The sequence below is a fragment of the Tistrella sp. genome (assembly GCF_002684955.1).
GTDB lineage: Bacteria > Pseudomonadota > Alphaproteobacteria > Tistrellales > Tistrellaceae > Tistrella > Tistrella mobilis.
Genome location: NZ_NYWI01000086.1, coordinates 206,755 through 222,650 on the forward strand (window position 1 = coordinate 206,755; position 15,896 = coordinate 222,650).

At 68.6% G+C, this 15,896-nt stretch carries 19 protein-coding genes; 13 read left to right on the forward strand and 6 right to left on the reverse strand.

Annotated elements, in window-relative coordinates; all coding sequences use genetic code 11:
• Positions 1 to 9 precede the first annotated feature (9 nt).
• The 9 genes from CMO28_RS29065 (at position 10) to CMO28_RS29110 (ending at position 7,742) form a co-directional block, all read left to right on the forward strand.
• Complete coding sequence (locus tag CMO28_RS29065) at positions 10 to 825, forward strand: SDR family oxidoreductase (protein WP_296720887.1); 816 nt, start codon at positions 10 to 12, stop codon at positions 823 to 825.
• Positions 826 to 925: 100 nt separating this feature from the next.
• The gene (locus tag CMO28_RS29070) at positions 926 to 1,333 is read left to right on the forward strand and encodes a dihydroneopterin aldolase (protein WP_014747728.1); all 408 of its coding nucleotides are present in this window, start codon (positions 926 to 928) and stop codon (positions 1,331 to 1,333) included.
• A gap of 384 nt (positions 1,334 to 1,717) precedes the next feature.
• The gene (gene uvrC / locus CMO28_RS29075) at positions 1,718 to 4,144 is read left to right on the forward strand and encodes an excinuclease ABC subunit UvrC (protein ID WP_322111429.1); all 2,427 of its coding nucleotides are present in this window, start codon (positions 1,718 to 1,720) and stop codon (positions 4,142 to 4,144) included.
• A 75-nt stretch (positions 4,145 to 4,219) separates the two neighbouring features.
• The gene (pgsA, locus tag CMO28_RS29080) at positions 4,220 to 4,771 is read left to right on the forward strand and encodes a CDP-diacylglycerol--glycerol-3-phosphate 3-phosphatidyltransferase (protein ID WP_014747730.1); all 552 of its coding nucleotides are present in this window, start codon (positions 4,220 to 4,222) and stop codon (positions 4,769 to 4,771) included.
• A 14-nt stretch (positions 4,772 to 4,785) separates the two neighbouring features.
• Positions 4,786 to 5,544 (forward strand): molybdopterin synthase catalytic subunit MoaE, encoded by a 759-nt coding sequence (gene moaE, locus CMO28_RS29680; protein ID WP_322111430.1) that lies wholly within the window; start codon positions 4,786 to 4,788, stop codon positions 5,542 to 5,544.
• 131 nt (positions 5,545 to 5,675) lie between these two features.
• Positions 5,676 to 6,176 carry an EF-hand domain-containing protein gene (locus CMO28_RS29095; protein WP_296720889.1) on the forward strand — a complete coding sequence of 167 codons (501 nt, stop codon included), beginning with the start codon at positions 5,676 to 5,678 and terminating at the stop codon, positions 6,174 to 6,176.
• A gap of 2 nt (positions 6,177 to 6,178) precedes the next feature.
• Positions 6,179 to 6,781, forward strand: coding sequence for a sigma-70 family RNA polymerase sigma factor (locus CMO28_RS29100; protein WP_062761466.1), 603 nt, complete (start codon positions 6,179 to 6,181; stop codon positions 6,779 to 6,781).
• Positions 6,781 to 7,344 carry a hypothetical protein gene (locus tag CMO28_RS29105; RefSeq protein WP_296720895.1) on the forward strand — a complete coding sequence of 188 codons (564 nt, stop codon included), beginning with the start codon at positions 6,781 to 6,783 and terminating at the stop codon, positions 7,342 to 7,344. The genes CMO28_RS29100 and CMO28_RS29105 overlap by 1 nt, the downstream gene beginning before the upstream one ends.
• Positions 7,341 to 7,742 carry a periplasmic heavy metal sensor gene (locus tag CMO28_RS29110; protein WP_296720897.1) on the forward strand — a complete coding sequence of 134 codons (402 nt, stop codon included), beginning with the start codon at positions 7,341 to 7,343 and terminating at the stop codon, positions 7,740 to 7,742. Before CMO28_RS29105 ends, CMO28_RS29110 begins: the two co-directional genes overlap by 4 nt.
• 127 nt (positions 7,743 to 7,869) lie before the next feature.
• On the opposite strand, the gene CMO28_RS29115 is transcribed toward CMO28_RS29110, so the two are convergent.
• Positions 7,870 to 8,778, reverse strand: a complete 909-nt coding sequence (locus CMO28_RS29115) for a branched-chain amino acid aminotransferase (protein ID WP_014747738.1) — start codon at positions 8,776 to 8,778, stop codon at positions 7,870 to 7,872.
• Positions 8,779 to 8,863: 85 nt separating this feature from the next.
• On the opposite strand from CMO28_RS29115, the gene CMO28_RS29120 reads away from it, so the two are divergent.
• The 3 genes from CMO28_RS29120 to CMO28_RS29130 all read left to right on the forward strand — a co-directional run bounded on the left by CMO28_RS29120 (position 8,864) and on the right by CMO28_RS29130 (position 11,528).
• Complete coding sequence (locus CMO28_RS29120) at positions 8,864 to 9,346, forward strand: MarR family winged helix-turn-helix transcriptional regulator (RefSeq protein WP_014747739.1); 483 nt, start codon at positions 8,864 to 8,866, stop codon at positions 9,344 to 9,346.
• Positions 9,347 to 9,426: 80 nt separating this feature from the next.
• A complete protein-coding gene (locus CMO28_RS29125; protein WP_296721135.1) occupies positions 9,427 to 10,146 on the forward strand; it encodes a response regulator transcription factor in 720 nt (239 codons plus the stop codon).
• Positions 10,147 to 10,166: 20 nt separating this feature from the next.
• Positions 10,167 to 11,528, forward strand: a complete 1,362-nt coding sequence (locus CMO28_RS29130; RefSeq protein ID WP_296720902.1) for an ATP-binding protein — start codon at positions 10,167 to 10,169, stop codon at positions 11,526 to 11,528.
• A gap of 3 nt (positions 11,529 to 11,531) precedes the next feature.
• Here the strand turns inward: CMO28_RS29130 and CMO28_RS29135 are convergent, their stop codons facing one another.
• The 5 genes from CMO28_RS29135 to CMO28_RS29155 form a co-directional block, all read right to left on the reverse strand.
• On the reverse strand, positions 11,532 to 11,912 hold the full coding sequence (locus CMO28_RS29135; protein WP_062761459.1) for a hypothetical protein: 381 nt from the start codon (positions 11,910 to 11,912) through the stop codon (positions 11,532 to 11,534).
• 123 nt (positions 11,913 to 12,035) lie between these two features.
• On the reverse strand, positions 12,036 to 12,806 hold the full coding sequence (locus tag CMO28_RS29140; protein WP_062761460.1) for a GGDEF domain-containing protein: 771 nt from the start codon (positions 12,804 to 12,806) through the stop codon (positions 12,036 to 12,038).
• An 81-nt stretch (positions 12,807 to 12,887) separates the two neighbouring features.
• Positions 12,888 to 13,244 carry a tRNA-binding protein gene (locus CMO28_RS29145; protein WP_062761467.1) on the reverse strand — a complete coding sequence of 119 codons (357 nt, stop codon included), beginning with the start codon at positions 13,242 to 13,244 and terminating at the stop codon, positions 12,888 to 12,890.
• A 139-nt stretch (positions 13,245 to 13,383) separates the two neighbouring features.
• Positions 13,384 to 13,809 carry a phasin family protein gene (locus tag CMO28_RS29150; protein ID WP_014747745.1) on the reverse strand — a complete coding sequence of 142 codons (426 nt, stop codon included), beginning with the start codon at positions 13,807 to 13,809 and terminating at the stop codon, positions 13,384 to 13,386.
• Positions 13,810 to 14,028: 219 nt separating this feature from the next.
• A complete protein-coding gene (locus CMO28_RS29155; RefSeq protein WP_296720914.1) occupies positions 14,029 to 14,703 on the reverse strand; it encodes a hypothetical protein in 675 nt (224 codons plus the stop codon).
• A gap of 198 nt (positions 14,704 to 14,901) precedes the next feature.
• On the opposite strand from CMO28_RS29155, the gene CMO28_RS29160 reads away from it, so the two are divergent.
• On the forward strand, positions 14,902 to 15,819 hold the full coding sequence (locus CMO28_RS29160) for an RNA polymerase factor sigma-32 (RefSeq protein WP_062761462.1): 918 nt from the start codon (positions 14,902 to 14,904) through the stop codon (positions 15,817 to 15,819).
• The last annotated feature ends 77 nt before the right edge of the window (positions 15,820 to 15,896 follow it).

Genomic DNA, 15,896 nt, shown 5'->3' on the forward strand with positions numbered 1-15,896 from the left:
GACCCCGACATGACCACCAGCCCGACATCACGTCCCGCAGACGGGGCCCGTCCCCTGCCCGCCCTGCCGCGCGCTGCCCTCGTGACCGGCGCCGGAAAGCGCATCGGCCGGCGCATCGCGCTCGACCTCGCCGCCGACGGCTATGCGGTCGCGGTGCATTACAACGGCTCGGCCGAGGCGGCCGAGGCGGTGTCGGCCGAGATCCGGAGCGGCGGCGGCCGGGCGGTGGCGCTGAAGGCCGATCTGGCGGTGGAAGACGAGGTCGCGACACTGATGCCGCGCGCCGTCGACGCGCTGGGGCCGATCGGGGTGCTGGTCAACAATGCCTCGACCTTCGAATACGACGCCGTCACCACGGCCACCCGCGAAAGCTGGGATTTTCATATGGAGGTCAACCTGCGGGCGCCGTTCGTGCTGTCGCAGGGCTTCGTGCATCAGCTGCCGGCCACGGCCGGTGGCGCGATCATCAACCTGATCGACCAGCGGGTCTGGAATCTGACGCCCCATTTCATGACCTACACGGTCAGCAAGGCCGGGCTGTGGACGCTGACCCGCACCCTGGCGATGGCGCTGGCCCCGCGGATCCGGGTGAACGCGATCGGCCCCGGCCCGACGCTCGCCAGCATTCACCAGGACGATGCCGGCTTCCGCGAGCAGTGCGAGAAGATGCCGCTCCGGCGCGGCACCTCGCCCGAGGAGATTTCCGAGGCGGTGCGCTTCCTGATCGGTGCCCAGGCGATGACCGGGCAGATGCTGGCGCTGGATGGCGGCCAGCATCTGGGCTGGGCCCAGCCGCCCCATGCACATGATGCGGCACTGGACTGAAGCTCGACGCGACGCGCCGGGCGGTGTAGGACTCCTGCCGCCCGGGCCGGTCTTCCGGTACCGCCTGCGATCTGATGCCGCCCCCATCCGGGAGAGCCCCTTGACCGATCCGATCCAATTGCGTGCCGTCCCCCAGCCGGACCACCGGCCGTCGCGACGCCGCCTGTTCATCCGCGATCTGGTGATCGCCTGCGATATCGGCGTCCATGCGCATGAACATGGGCAGCCGCAGCGGGTGGCGTTCAACATCGACCTCACGCTGCGCGATGACGGCCCGCCGCCGGCGGATGATCTGTCCTGCGTGCTGTCCTATGAGGATCTGGTGGTCGGCATCCGGGCGCTTGCCGGCAGCGGACACGTCAATCTGGTCGAGACCCTCGCCGAACGCGTGGCTGCCCTGTGTTTTTCGGACGATCGCGTGCTGGTGGCGCGAATCCGGATCGAGAAGCTCGACGTGTTCCACGATGCCGCCGGCGTCGGTGTGGAAATCGAGCGTATGCGCGCCTGAGCGCTGCAGAAACGAGCTTGCGCAAGCAGATGTTTCCTCATGCCGAATCGTTCGGCGTGACTGCGATCGTATGCCTACTTACCCCCTGAACGAGCCGGGAACGCCATGCAGCCGGCGCAACACCAGCTTTTTTTTGCACAGGGGCCCCACAATAAAGCGCTTGACAGCGAATCGGCGGGCTAAGCCCTTGATGGTACGTGGCCAGCAGCCCATTTTGACAAAAAGAACGGAAAATCAAGGGCTTAACATTTGCCTGTTTTTTGGGCAAAGCGATGGAAAACCAAGCGGACGGCCCCGTCGCACCGGCCCTCAACACGATATACACATGGTTATCCACAGTTTCCGTGGATATGTTGACGATCAGATGACGCTTGTGAGACGGACATGACCGAGCGGCCCGAAGATATCCACCGCCCCGCTGCCGCAGAGACGGCCCAATCCGCCCCTGCCGCGACCCCGTCGGCGGAGAGCGGGGCCGAGGACATCGTCTGGGAAGGCGATGCGGCCGCACTCGACACGCCTGCCCTCACCCGCCTTCTGACCCGCCGCGCTGCAGCACCCGAAGATGCGGCGATGCCCGCCGCCGATGGCGACGCCGAAGATGATGCGGAGGATGGCGACGAGACCGAGGATGCGGAGGACGACGACGCTGCCGGGACCGCGTCCGGGGATGCCCCGACGGCGGATGCGCCCTCGGAGGATGCGTCACCGGGCCGGCCCCAGCGCAGCCGCCGGCCGCGCCACGAACAGGGTGATCCGGGCTGGGTGCGTCTGGAGGCGGGCGAGGCGGAGGATGACGGCGCCGACGGCGACGACGCCGCCGAGGACGACCCGGACGACGCACCGGCCGCGCCGGCAGACGCCGCGGAGCCGACGTCCGCGGCCCCTGAGGCCACGGACGGGCCGGCGCCGACCGCCCGCCCCCTCTCCCGCCATCCGCAGCTGCGGACGGGCCGTGGGGCCATCCTGGCGGCGCTGAAGACCATGCCCGACAGCCCCGGGGTCTATCGGATGCTCGACGGCCATGGCGACGTGCTCTATGTCGGCAAGGCCAAGCATCTGAAGCGGCGGGTGGCGAGCTATACCCGGATCAACCAGCTGCAGCCGCGCCTGATGCGGATGGTGGCCGAGACCCGGACCATGGAGATCGTCACCACCGCCTCGGAGGCCGAGGCGCTACTGCTGGAAGCCAATCTGATCAAGCGCCTGCGCCCGCGCTTCAACGTGCTGCTGCGCGACGACAAGAGCTTCCCCTACATCCTGATCACCGGCGATCACGACTTCCCGCAGATCCTGAAGCATCGCGGCGCCCGCAACCGCAAGGGCGAGTATTTCGGCCCCTTCGCCAGCGCCGGCGCGGTCAACGAAACCCTGGCGGTGCTGGAAAAGGCCTTCCTGCTGCGCAACTGCTCGGATTCGGTGTTCGAAAGCCGCAGCCGGCCCTGCCTGCAATACCAGATCAAGCGCTGCAGCGCGCCGTGCTGCGCCTATGTCGACCGCGAGAGCTATGGCCGGCTGGTGGCCGAGGCCCGCGACTTCCTGCGCGGGCGTTCGGCCGGCGTCCGCCAGGCGATGCAGGACCGCATGGCCGAGGCGGCGAACGATCTGGATTTCGAAACCGCCGCGGTCTATCGCGACCGGATCAAGGCGCTTGCCCGCGTCACCGCCACCCAGGGGATCAATTTCCAGGGGCTGGAGGATGTCGACGTGGTGGCGATCGCCGAAGAGGGCGGCCAGAGCTGCATTCAGGTGTTCTTCTTCCGCGGCGGCCAGAACTATGGCAACCGCGCCTATTTCCCGGCCAACGAAGCCGGCAGCACGGCGGCCGAGGTGCTCTCGGCCTTCCTCGGCCAGTTCTATGCCGACAAGCTGCCGCCACGAGAGGTGGTGCTGGACCGCGAACCCGACGAGGCCGATCTGGTCGCCCAGGCGCTGTCGGTGCGGGCCGGCCACAAGGTGCGGCTGACCGTGCCCCGGCGCGGCGACAAGCTCCAGGCGGTCACCCATGCCGCCACCAATGCCCGCGAGGCGCTGGGCCGCAAACTGGCCGAGACCTCCAGCCAGAAGCGGCTGCTGGAAGGCACGCGCACCGTCTTCGGCCTGGAGCGGGCGCCGCAGCGGATCGAGGTTTACGACAACGCCCATATCTCGGGCACGCATGCCGTCTGCGGCATGATCGTGGCGGGCCCCGAGGGCTTCGACCGCCGGTCCTATCGCAGCTTCACCATCCGCGACATCGACCCGGCCAAGGCCGGCGGCGACGATTATGCGATGATGCGCGAGGTGATGCGCCGCCGCTTCGGCCGGCTGGCCCGTGAACTGGACGAGGCCGGCGGCGAGACCGACCGCGTCGCCGGCTGGCCCGATCTGGTGCTGCTCGACGGCGGCGAGGGCCAGTTGCAGACCGGCACCGAAGAACTGGAAGCGGCGGGGCTGACCGGCCGGATCATGGTCGCCGCCATCGCCAAGGGCCCCGACCGCGATGCCGGGCGCGAACGCTTTTTCCTGCCCGGCCGCGCGCCCTTCCGCCTGCCCGAGCGCGACCCGGTGCTGTATTTCCTGCAGCGTCTGCGCGACGAGGCTCACCGTTTCGCCGGCGGTCAGCATCGCGCGAAGCGCAGCCGCGCCATCGGCACCTCGGCGCTGGACGAGATCCCGGGGATCGGGCCGAAGCGCAAGAAGGCGCTGCTGCACCATTTCGGCTCGGCCAAGGCGGTGGAGGCGGCGAGCCTGACCGACATCGCCCGGGTCGAAGGCATCTCCCCCGCCGTCGCCCGCCAGATCTACGGCTTCTTCCATCCCGAAGGCTGATCGCGCCCGCCGAAGGCTGACGGCGACGCCCGCCTTCCTGTAGACTGACCCGCGGCCCCAATCGCGACGGATCCCATGCGCCAGAGCCTGCCCAACATTCTCACCCTGTCGCGGATCGTGGTGATCCCGTTCTTCATCGCCGGCTTCGCGCTCGATGCGCCGGCGGGCGCCTGGGTCACCTTCGGCCTGTTCGCCGCCGCCTCCGTCACCGACTGGTTCGACGGCTGGCTGGCGCGGCGCTGGGGTGTGGTCTCGGCGGTGGGCCGGTTCCTGGATCCCATCGCCGACAAGCTGCTGGTCACCGCCGCCCTGCTGATGCTGGTTGCCGACGGCCGCGCCCATCCCCTGCCCGCGCTGATCATCCTCTGCCGCGAGATCCTGATTTCCGGGCTGCGGGAGCATCTGGCCGGCGACCGGATCGCGGTGCCGGTCTCCAAACTCGCCAAGTGGAAGACCACGGTGCAGATGATCGCCATCGCCATCCTGCTGCTGCTGCCGGCGCTGGGTGGCTGGGCATGGTGGGCGGGCGAGACCCTGCTCTGGCTTGCGGCCGCGCTGACGGTGGTGACCGGCTGGAGCTATATGCAGGGCGGCATGCGCCATCTTCTTGCCGCCGACCGACGCTGACGGAGACGCCCCCCATGCCCCTGCAGATCCTCTATTTCGCCTGGATGCGCGCCCGGATCGGCCGCGGTGAGGACGAGATCGCCTGGACGCCGGCGTTGTCGACCGTGGGCGCCCTGCTCGACCACCTGGCGGGGGTAAGCCCCGCCCATGCCCAGGCGCTCGCCGACCGGTCGGCGGTGCGGGTGGCGGTGAATCAGGATTATGCCGGCCCCGATGCCGCGGTCCGGGACGGCGACGAGATCGCGATCTTCCCGCCGGTGACCGGCGGGTCGGGGGCGGAGGCCAGCGCCTGCGCGATCGACATCCGGGTCCAGACGGCGGATTTCGATGTCGGCGCCGAATATGCCGCCGCGGCGACCGGCCCTGCGACCGGCGGGGTCGCCCTGTTCGTGGGCCAGGTGCGCGGCCGGGACGGCGCCGACGAGGTGGCGGCCATGACCCTGGAGCACTATCCCGGGATGACCGAGCGCGAGATCGACCGCATCGCGCGGGAGGCCGCCGAACGCTGGCCGCTGCAGGCCATCCGCATCATCCACCGCGTCGGCCGGCTGATGCCGGGGGATCGGATCGTGCTGGTGATCGCGGCTTCCGCCCATCGGGCGGCGGCCTTCGATGCCTGCGCCTTCCTGATCGACTGGTTGAAGACCCGGGCGCCGTTCTGGAAACTGGAAGAAACACCCGACGGGGAACGATGGGTGGCTGCGAAGTCGAGCGACGACGACGCCGCCCTCAGATGGCAGACGCCTTCGGACGGAAAACGGGGAGCTGCGTAGGGAACCGGCGGGGGCTGCGTGAAAGCTACAGGAACGGGGCAGGACGACGCCCGGTTCTTCCAACGGTTCGAACCGCCGCTCTCTCACGCTCCCCCCACCATCCATGGTGGCTCCCAAGGAGACCCGATCCCATGACCCGCAACAGCTTCCGCAGGACTGCCCTCGCCGCCGGCTTCGCCACCCTTCTGGCGCTGCCTGGCCTGGCCATTGCGGCCTCGGGCGACGGCCCCGATGGCCAGGGCATGACGCTGGAACAGATGCAGGCGCGTACCGCCGAACGCTTCCAGAAGCTCGACACCAACCAGGACGGCCGCGTCAGCCGCGACGAGATGAAGGCCGGGCGCGCGATGATGCACGACGGCAAGGCCGGCGACGGCATGCCCGGCTGGGGCCACAAGGGGCCGCGCGGCGACCATATGGCGCGCATGGCCGACACCAATGGCGACGGCATCATCTCGCGCGATGAATTCATGGCCGGCGCCGACAAGATGTTCTCGCGGCTGGACGCCGATGGCGACGGCCAGATCACCAAGGCCGAACGCGACGGCGCCCGCGAGCGGATGCGCGAGTACATGCGCAACAACGGCCCGGCCGCCGACAAGCCGGCCGATGCGCCGAAGACCGGCGGGTGATCATGGTCGCATCCTCGTCGGATACCGGGGCCGCCGGGCGGCCGCATGACGAGGACGACCTCCTGCTGGCCCGCGTGGCCGCGGGCGATGCCGCCGCTTTCGGGCGGCTGGTGGACCGCCACGGCGAGCGTGCGCTCGCCGTGGCGACCCGCATGCTCGGCAGCCGTGCCGATGCCGAAGACGCCGTTCAGGATGTCTTCACCCGCCTCTGGGCGGGGGCGGCGGCGCGGTGGCGGCCGGGTGGCGCGCGCTTCGGCACCTGGCTCTGGCGGGCGGTGGCCAATCGCTGCCTGGACCAGCTGCGCCGGCCGCGCATGGGCGAACTCACCGACGCAATCGACCCGCCCGACCCGTCCCCCGGCGCGCTGGAGCGCCTGGAACGGGACCGGGTGCTCCGCCAGGTGACCGATGCGATCGAGACCCTGCCCGAACGGCAACGCATGGCGATCGCCCTGGTCTACGATGCCGGGTTGAGCGGCGCCGAGGCTGCCGAGGCGATGGGAGTCAGCGCCGGTGCGATGGAACAGCTTCTGGTCAGGGCCCGGCGCAGCCTGCGCACCGGGCTCCGGCCACTGATGGACGAAGAAGACGAGGGAGGCGCGTGATGGATATCGACAGCTTCCGGGCGTTGCTGGACGCCCATGGCGGCGATCCGGCGCGCTGGCCCGAAACCGCCCGCGACGATGCCCTGGTGCTGCTGGCGACCGAACCCGCCGCCCGCGCGGTGCTGGACGAGGCCCGCCGTCTGGACAGCCTGATCCGCGCCGCCGCACAGGGCAGCTCGGGGGGCGGTGCCGGGCGGGAAGCGGCGGCCCGCGATACCGCCTTTCTCGACCGGCTGAAGGCGATTCCGGCCGCCCGGCCCCAGATCACCGTGATCGAAGGCGGTCGTGGTGCGCCGGCCGCCGCCCAACCGCTGTCGTCGAAGAATGCGACGCCTGTCGGGACGACGCGCCCGGCTGCACCGCGGGCGCGCCGGGGCGATGGCCACAGCCCCGCCTTCGTCGCACGTCTGGGCGGCGCCGTCGCCGCGGCCGCCCTGGTGATGGGGCTACTGATCGGCGGCAATGGCTGGGTCGCGCCCCCGGCGCTGGCGCTGGACGGCGCCGAGGTCGATCTTGCCGCCGTGCTCTATGGCGAACAGGGCAGCCTGGAGGAAGCCCCATGACGCTGACCGGACGCCGGGCCCGCTGGGTGGTGGGCGGGCTGATCGCCAGCCTGGCGCTGAACCTGTTCGTGGCCGGCATCTTCCTGTCGGGCGTGCTGATGCGGCCCGGCGGACACGACCGCGGCATCCACCGCCTGCTCCACGACATGCCCGAGCCGCAGCGCGATGCAGTGAAGACGGCCTTCGAGGCCCGCAGGCCCGAGCTTCGGCAGCGGCTGATGGCGCTCAAGGATGCCCGCGGCGAGCTGAAGGCCGTGATCCGCGCCACCCCGATGGCGAGCCCCGAGGCCCTGGAAGAGGCCCTTGCCCGCCTCGCCGCCCGCGATCGCGAGATGCAGGATCTCACCTCCGACCTGGTGGTCGAGGGCTGGCGCCGCGCCGCGGCCGGGCCGCGCTGATCCCCATCCGCCCCCCTACAACGAAGCGCGCCCGCTCCGGTTCCCCGGGGCGGGCGCGCTTCGTCGTTTCAGGCGCCGTCCTGGCAGGCGGCACTATCAGGCAGGGCCGGACGGGACCGGCGGGTGGTCACTCCGCAGCGGCGGCGGCCCGGGCGGCACGGCCCTCGACGCGCACCAGGTCGGAATAGGCGTGCAGCAGGGTCGAGCAGGCCTCGGCCGGCTTGAAGCTGTAGTCGCCGATCTGCCGGACCGGGGTCACCTCGGCGGCCGAACCGGTCAGGAAGCACTCGTCGAACCCGGCCATCTCTTCCGGGCGGATATGGCGCTCGACGATGGTATAGCCCGCCTCGCGTGCCAGACCCATCACCGTGCGGCGGGTGATGCCGTCCAGGAAGCAGTCCGGGGTCGGGGTGTGCAGTTCCTTGCCGCGGCCGAAGAAGATGTTCGCACCGGTCGCCTCGGCGACATAGCCGCGATAATCCAGCATCAGCGCATCGTCGAAGCCGCGACCATCCGCCTCGCGGCGGCTCATGGTGCAGATCATGTAGAGGCCGGCGGCCTTGCTCTCGGTCGGCGCGGTGTCGGGCGCCGGACGCTTCCAGCGCGAGATCTCCAGCCGGATGCCCTTCAGCTTCTCTTCGGGCGAGAAGTAGGACGGCCATTCCCAGCAGGCGATGGCCATGTGGACCTTCGAGCCGCGGGTATAGACGCCCATCTGCTCGCTGCCCAGCCAGGCCACCGGGCGGACATAGGCGTCGGAGAGGCCGTTGGCCGCCAGAAGTTCCGCAGTTGCGGCATTCACTTCGGCCGGCGTATACGGCAGCTCGAAGCCGAGCAGTTGTGCCGAACGGGCAAGCCGCTCAGAATGCTCGTTGAGCTTGAAAACCACACCGTCATACGCCCTCTGGCCTTCGAACACGCAGCTCGCATAGTGAAGGCCGTGGTTGAGCACGTGGATGCGTGCCTCGCGCCACGGGGTGAGCTTGCCGTCGAACCAGACCCAGCCGTCGCGGTCGTCGAAGGGGATGAGTGCCATTGTCGCGCGCCTTGGCTAATTTGCGAACAAAAACTGGATGGGATGAGTAACATTCCGTTCCAACTATGTCAACATGGCTGCCGTAATGTCCAATCCGAACGCAAATCCGAATCCGCTCTTCCTCCGCGAGGAGGAGCTGAACCAGGGCATCGAACTGCTGTTCTATGGCTATCGCGACTTCACCGCCGAGCCGGACCGCATCCTGGAAAAGCACGGCCTGGGCCGCGCGCATCACCGGGCGATCTATTTTGTGGGTCGCAATCCCGGGACGACTATTACAGAATTGTTGCGCATCCTGCGCATCACAAAACAGTCCCTGAGCCGGGTTCTGAAGCAGTTGATCGATCAGGGGCTGATCGATCAGCAATCGGGGCTCCGTGATCGTCGACAGAGACTTCTGTATCTGACCGAGACCGGCAAGGCTCTGGAACGCGAACTCTCGGGAAATCAGCGCAAGCGCATGGCCCGTGCCTATCGTGAGGCCGGCGCCGAAGCGGTCGAAGGGTTTCGCAAGGTGATGCTGGGCGTGATGGACGATCCCGAGCGCGACGGGTTCAACCGGCCATGAACGATCACGACAGCCGGGGCGGGCCGCCCGAGGCCTGCGGCGCCGGATCGGCTGCCATGCAGCCGGCGCAGGGCGCAGCCATGCCGCCCGACCCCGACGCGCCCCATATCCTGGTGGTCGACGACGACCGCCGGCTGTGCGGGCTCCTCGCCCGGTTGCTGCGGGAAAGCGGCTTCATGGTCTCCACCGCCCATGACGCCGCCGAAGCCCGCGCCAAGCTCGCCATGCTGACCGTCGATCTGCTGGTGCTGGACGTGATGATGCCGGGCGAAAGCGGGCTGGACCTCACCCAGGCGTTGCGCCGCGACGGCGATCTGCCAATCCTGCTGCTGACCGCCATGGACGGAGCGGAAGATCGCATTGCGGGGCTGGAGACCGGGGCCGACGACTATCTGACCAAGCCGTTCGAGCCGCGCGAGCTGCTGGCCCGGGTGAAATCGATCCTCCGCCGATCGGTGCCGCGGGCGGCGGCGGCTCCAGCATTCGCCGGCGGCCTTCAGGGGGTGACGCTACGTTTCGGCCCCTGGAGCTTCGATCTCGGCCGCCAGGAACTGCGCCGCCATGGGGAGATCGTGCATCTGACCCAGGGCGAGGCCACGCTGCTGGGCGTGCTGGCGGCCGCCCCCAACCGCCCGATCAGCCGCGACGAACTGGCCGACCGGGCCCAGATCCGCGGCGGCGATCGGGCGGTGGACGTGCAGATCGTGCGGTTGCGCCACAAGATCGAAGACGACCCGCGCAATCCGCGCCATATCCACACCCTGCGCGGCGCCGGCTATGCGCTGCGCACCGATGGCTGATCCGCCCCCGGAGATCCTGCGTGACCCCTGTCGACCGCATCCTGAGGACCATCCTGCCCCGCTCTCTCTACGGGCGGTCCTTTCTGATGATCGTGGCGCCGCTGGTGGTGCTGCTCGGCCTGTCGACCTATCTGTTCTACAATCGCCACTGGGACAACGTCACCCGGCATATGACGCTGGCGGTCGCGGGCGACATCGCGCTGACGGTAGAGGTGCTGCGCAACTATCCCGAGGGCGAGGAACGCGATCGCCTGCTGCGTCTGATCCAGGTCTATACCGATATCCGCTTCGATTTCCGGCCGGGGGAAATCCTGCCCAATACCGGCCGGCGGACGGTGAATACCCTGCTGGAGCGGATGATGACCTCGGCGCTCGACAGCCGGGTCTACCGGCCCTTCGTGCTGGATGCGGTTTCGGACGAGAACTGGGTGATCATCGACGTGCAGCTGCAGGACGGGGTGCTGGGGGTGAAAGTCCCCCGCAAGCGCGTGACCAGCGCCACGACCTACATCTTCATCATGTGGCTGATCGGCATTTCGCTGATGCTGATGATCGTGGCCATGATCTTCCTGCGCAACCAGATGCGATCCCTGCGCCGGCTCGCCTCGGCGGCCGACAATCTGGGCAAGGGCCGCGACGATCTGGCGGGGTTCAAACCCTCGGGCGCGACCGAGGTGCGGCAGGTGGCCCATGCCTTCATCCGCATGCGCGACCGCATCCACCGGCAGGTGAACCAGCGCACCGAGATGCTGGCGGGCGTCAGCCATGATCTGCGCACCCCCCTCACCCGTATGAAGCTGCAGCTGGCCCTGATGCCCCCCTCGCCCGATGTCGCCGAGCTTGAGGCGGATGTCGAAGAGATGACCCGCATGGTCGAAGGCTATCTGGCCTTCGCCCGGGGCGAGGGCGCCGAAGAGCCGGCGGTGCTGGCCGATCTGGCCCAGCTGGTGCAGCAGGTGGTGTTCCGCGCCCGCGGCCTGTCGGACGCACGGATCGACCTGAAGGGCGCCGATCACGCCATGGTCCTGGTCCGCACCCAGGCCTTCCGACGCTGCCTGGGCAATGTGATCGACAATGCCATCCGCCATGCCGACCGGGTGGAAGTCACCATCCTGCCCGGGCGCCAGTCGATCCAGGTGCTGATCGATGATGACGGCCCGGGCATTCCGGCCGATCTGCGCGTCGAGGCCTTCCGCCCTTTCCGGCGTCTGGACGACGTGGAGCCCACGGCCGAGGCCGGAACCGGCCTCGCCTCGGGCATCACCGGCGTCGGGCTCGGCCTCGCCATCGCCCGCGACGTGATGCGCGGTCATGGCGGCGATATCCGGCTGGAAGACAGCCCCCTCGGCGGGCTCAGGGTCGTGCTCGCCCTGCCGGTCTGATCCTCACTTGCGGACCCAGGTTTCGGTGCCCTTGGACCCCTTGTCCTTATAGCGCCACCAGCGGGTGACGATCGACCCGTCGGGCCGGATGGTGCCGATCGAGATGCTGTTCTTGCCCTCGGCCATCGATGCGAACGAGAAGGTGTCGCCGGTGACCTGGCCGACGCCGGTATAGGCGCCGCCGTCATAGACGATCTCATAGGCGCCCGACGGGGCCTTGGTCACGACCACCTCGCCGGCGCCGTCATAGGCGCTGCCGTCGGTGTCGGTGCCGGTATAGGTGTAGCGGCCGGCGATGGAGCTTTCGGCCCGGGCCGCGGAATACGGGCCGGATGCGGCAAGGGACAGGGCGACCATCATGCCCAAGGCGAGGCTGCGAAGCATGGAAGACCTCGGATACTGACAAGACCGGCTCTGCGGCCGGCCCGAGACAGTATCCGCGCGGCTCCGGGTGGCGGACGCAGGCCGGCCGCTGGCCGGTAAACCGCGGTTTATGGGTGGCGATGCTCAGCCATATGCCGCGGTCTCGTCCTCGTGCACCACCCGATCACGACCGCTTTCCTTGGCGGTGTAGAGGCTGCGATCGGCCCGCAGCAGCGCGTCCTCGAAATCATGGCCGGCACGGATCGCGGCGATGCCGATGCTCACCGTCACCGCCGTGCGCTCCAGCCCCGGGATCACCCGGCCGCAATTGGCGACCCCGCGGCGCACCCGCTCGGCAATCTCGTCGGCCCGCCGCCCTTCCGCACCGTGCAGCAGGACCGCGAATTCCTCGCCCCCCAGCCGGGCGGCGATGCCGGCCTCGCCCACCACCGTCCGGATGATCGCCCCCAGCTCCTTCAGCACGGCATCGCCGGTGGCATGGCCGAAATCGTCGTTCACCGCCTTGAAGTGGTCGACATCGATGAACAGGATCGCCCCCTGATCGCGGGCGGCGACCTGTTCCGCCACCAGCCGCCGGGCCTCGGCGAAGAAGGTCCGCCGGTTGAACAGACCGGTCAGGTCGTCGATCTTCGACAACCGGTCCAGTTCCAGCGCCATCTCGCGCAGTTTGACATTCTGGCCGATGAAGAAGAAACCAAGGGGATAGCCGACGATCAGTACGATGATCGTGGTCAGCACGATGTCCAGCGGCAGGCGATCGAATTCAAAATACCAGTAGAAGAAGGCCGTCAGCAGATCCGCCCCGGCCACCGCGACGCAGATCATCAGCGTCACCTGCCGGAAGACCGACATCGAACTCAGCTTATGGGTCCAGGACCCGGCCTTGATCTGCATGCGCTGCCCCTTCCTCTGCGTCCAGGACATACACCGGACGCGGCATCAGGAAAAGCGCAGAACCGTGACGATGCGACAGGTTCAACTCAGACGGGCGCCATCCGGCACGTCATGATCCGGGGCGATCAGGCTGATCCGCCCTTCGGCATCGGCGAAGCCCAGCACCAGCACCTCCGACAGGAAGCGGCCGATCTGCCGGGGCGGGAAGTTCACCACCGCGGCGACCTTGCGGCCGACCAGCGTTTCGGGCGTGTAGAGATGGGTGATCTGGGCCGAACTCCGCTTCTCGCCGATCCCGGGCCCGAAATCGATCCACAGCTTGATCGCCGGCTTGCGGGCCTCGGGATAGGGCTCGGCGCGCAGCACGGTTCCGGCACGGATGTCGACCTTCAGAAAATCGTCGAAGCCGATCTGAGAGGCAGGGCTGGCATCGGTCATGGGGCGGGGCACCTCGGCGGACATCGAAGATGTCGCCATCCTGCCCCGGAACGGCCGAAGGGCGCCACCCCCTTGCGGGAGCGGCGCCCTTCGAAACCTGTCGGTGACCAGACCGGGCGGCGATGCGCCCGGCGCCGGATCACTTCACGACGGCGAGGGTCTTCACCTCGTCGACGCTCTCGATGAAGCGCTTGTTGAGGACGTCGAACGCCTCACCCTGCGACTTCGTCGCCAGCTCGGTCAGCTCGCGGGCGTTGGCAACGGCCTTCTCGACCGCGGCCTTCACGACCTCGGCCTGCTTCTCGGCCTTCGCCTCGACGGTGCCGGCGTTCATGACTTCCTGGGTGGCCTTCCAGGCGTCCTCGAACGAGGCGCGGGCAACTTCGGCCTGGCGCTTGGCCAGGGCCTGGAAGCCCTCGGCGATCAGCTTGTTCGCCTGGGCAACCGCTTCGTAGTTGCGGCGGGCGGTGCTCATCATCGCCTCGACGTCGACGGCCGGAACCGCCGGCATCTTGAACTCGCCGAACATCTTGGTGTAGTCGAGGGGATTGATCTTCTCGGCCATTTCAAAACCTCCGTTCGCCTTTGCGACCGATGGCATGGCTTGGCATCAGGTCGCTCGCGGCGCAGCGTCGGGGTTTATGCTGCGCTGCAAAATCCTCAGCCATATATGCGGCATCGGACCCGGAAGGTCAAGGGCGGTTTTTGCATTGCACAAAAATGGCGGCGCGATGACGGGCGCAGGCGACCCCGCTTTGCGGTTGCGTGGAAATCGCCGGGGTCGTCATCCCGCAGCGGGGGTGTCGGCGGCCGGAGAGGCCCCGGCGGATGGCTCGGCTCCGGGGCGGACCCCACGCCGCCCGCCGGCCATCCGGCCGGCCATGCGCGACCAGCGCCCGGCCCGGTCGAGCAGGCGGTCCAGCGTCTTCATGGTCTTCGCCCGGTCCTCGCTGTCGTCCTTCAGCCAGGCGCGCAGCGTGGCGAGATAGATCGCAGCCAGGCCCTGACGTCGGGCCAGCCCGGCGATGCCGCGGGATTCAAGCCCGGCCGCGGCGGCCAGCCATCCCATGCTGCGTTGCAGGCGCATCCCCTGCCCGCAGATCAGATCCAGCGCCGGAATGCCGCGGTCGGACCGGTCGGCCAGGCGCTGCATCACCGTCCGGTGCGGCTCCAGCGCATCCAGCCGTGCCATGATCAGCGCCATCAGCCGGTCCTTCACCGGCTGGGCGGCGAAGTCTTCGGGTTCATCCTCGGCCTCGGTCAGCATGGCGCGATCGATGCGGCGCGAGAAGGCGTCCAGAATCTCGGAGACGGAGCCGACATGCCCCGACAGTTCGGACAGCGACATCCCCGCCTCTTCGGCGATGCCGGCCAGCGTCAGCCCGTCCCAGCCGTCGACGGCGGCACGGGCGAGGGCTGCGTCGATGATCCGGGCCTCGGCGTCCTTGACCTTGGGCATGGGGCGTCCTCCTGGGTTGATGGACGAGGGCGGAACTGCCTCTGTTCAAACATAGTTGATGCGGCGGTCCATACCAGATCGAAAGCCTGTGAGAAATTCGGACCATTCCGGTGCGGATTGGCGTTCCCACCGGACACGGGATATGGAATCCTGTACATTCACGATGTTGCGAAGGCCATGAGAGTCTGGAGGGACGTCATGATCGACCGGCTGACCAGGAATGTCCGTGCCGCGGGTCGCAGCCAGGATCGCGGCGACACCCGCTATTTCTCGGCCGTCCAGCGCCAGCCCCTGCTGACCCGCGAGGAAGAGGCCGATCTGGCCATGCGGGTGAAGGCCGGTGACCGCGAGGCTGCCGATATTCTGGTCCGCAGCCATCTGCGCCTGGTGATCAAGGTCGCCTCGCGCTACCGCAATTACGGCCTGCCGATGAACGAGCTGGTCCAGGAAGGCTCCATCGGGCTGATGCAGGCGGTGGAGCGGTTCGATCCCGAACGCGGGGTCCGGCTCGCCACCTATGCCATGTGGTGGATCAAGGCCGCGATCCAGGACTATATCCTGCGATCCTGGTCGATGGTGCGCATCGGCACCACCGCCGCCCAGAAGGCGCTGTTCTTCAACCTCCGCAAGCTGAAGGCCCGCCTGCGGCGCAGCGACGAAACCCGCGCCTCGGAAAGCCTGGACCCGACCGATGTCGGCCAGATCGCCACCACGCTGGGCGTGCGCGACCGCGACGTGCGGATGATGGAGATGCGGCTCTCGGGCGGCGACCAGTCGCTGAACGCGCCGATGTCGGCCGACAGCGGCGATGAATGGCTGGATCAGCTGGCCGACGACAAGCCCGACCAGGAAGAGCAGCTGGTCGAACGCGATCTGGCCTCGTTCCGCAAGCGCATCGTCCGCGGCGCGCTGGGGGCGCTGAATGCCCGCGAACGGCTGATCATCACCCGCCGTCATCTGGCCGAGGCCTCGGCGACGCTGGATGCGCTGGGCTCGGAACTCGGCATCTCGAAAGAGCGGGTGCGCCAGATCGAAAGCCGGGCGATGCGCAAGCTGGCCGATCTGGTGGAGCCGCAGCTGCGCAAGGCCCTGGGTCGCTCCGGCAGCCCGGCCTGATACGGCCGATCCGACACGGCATCGCAAGAGGGGGCAGCCGCCCCCTCTTCTGCTTTGCGTCCCGGTTACCTCAGCTT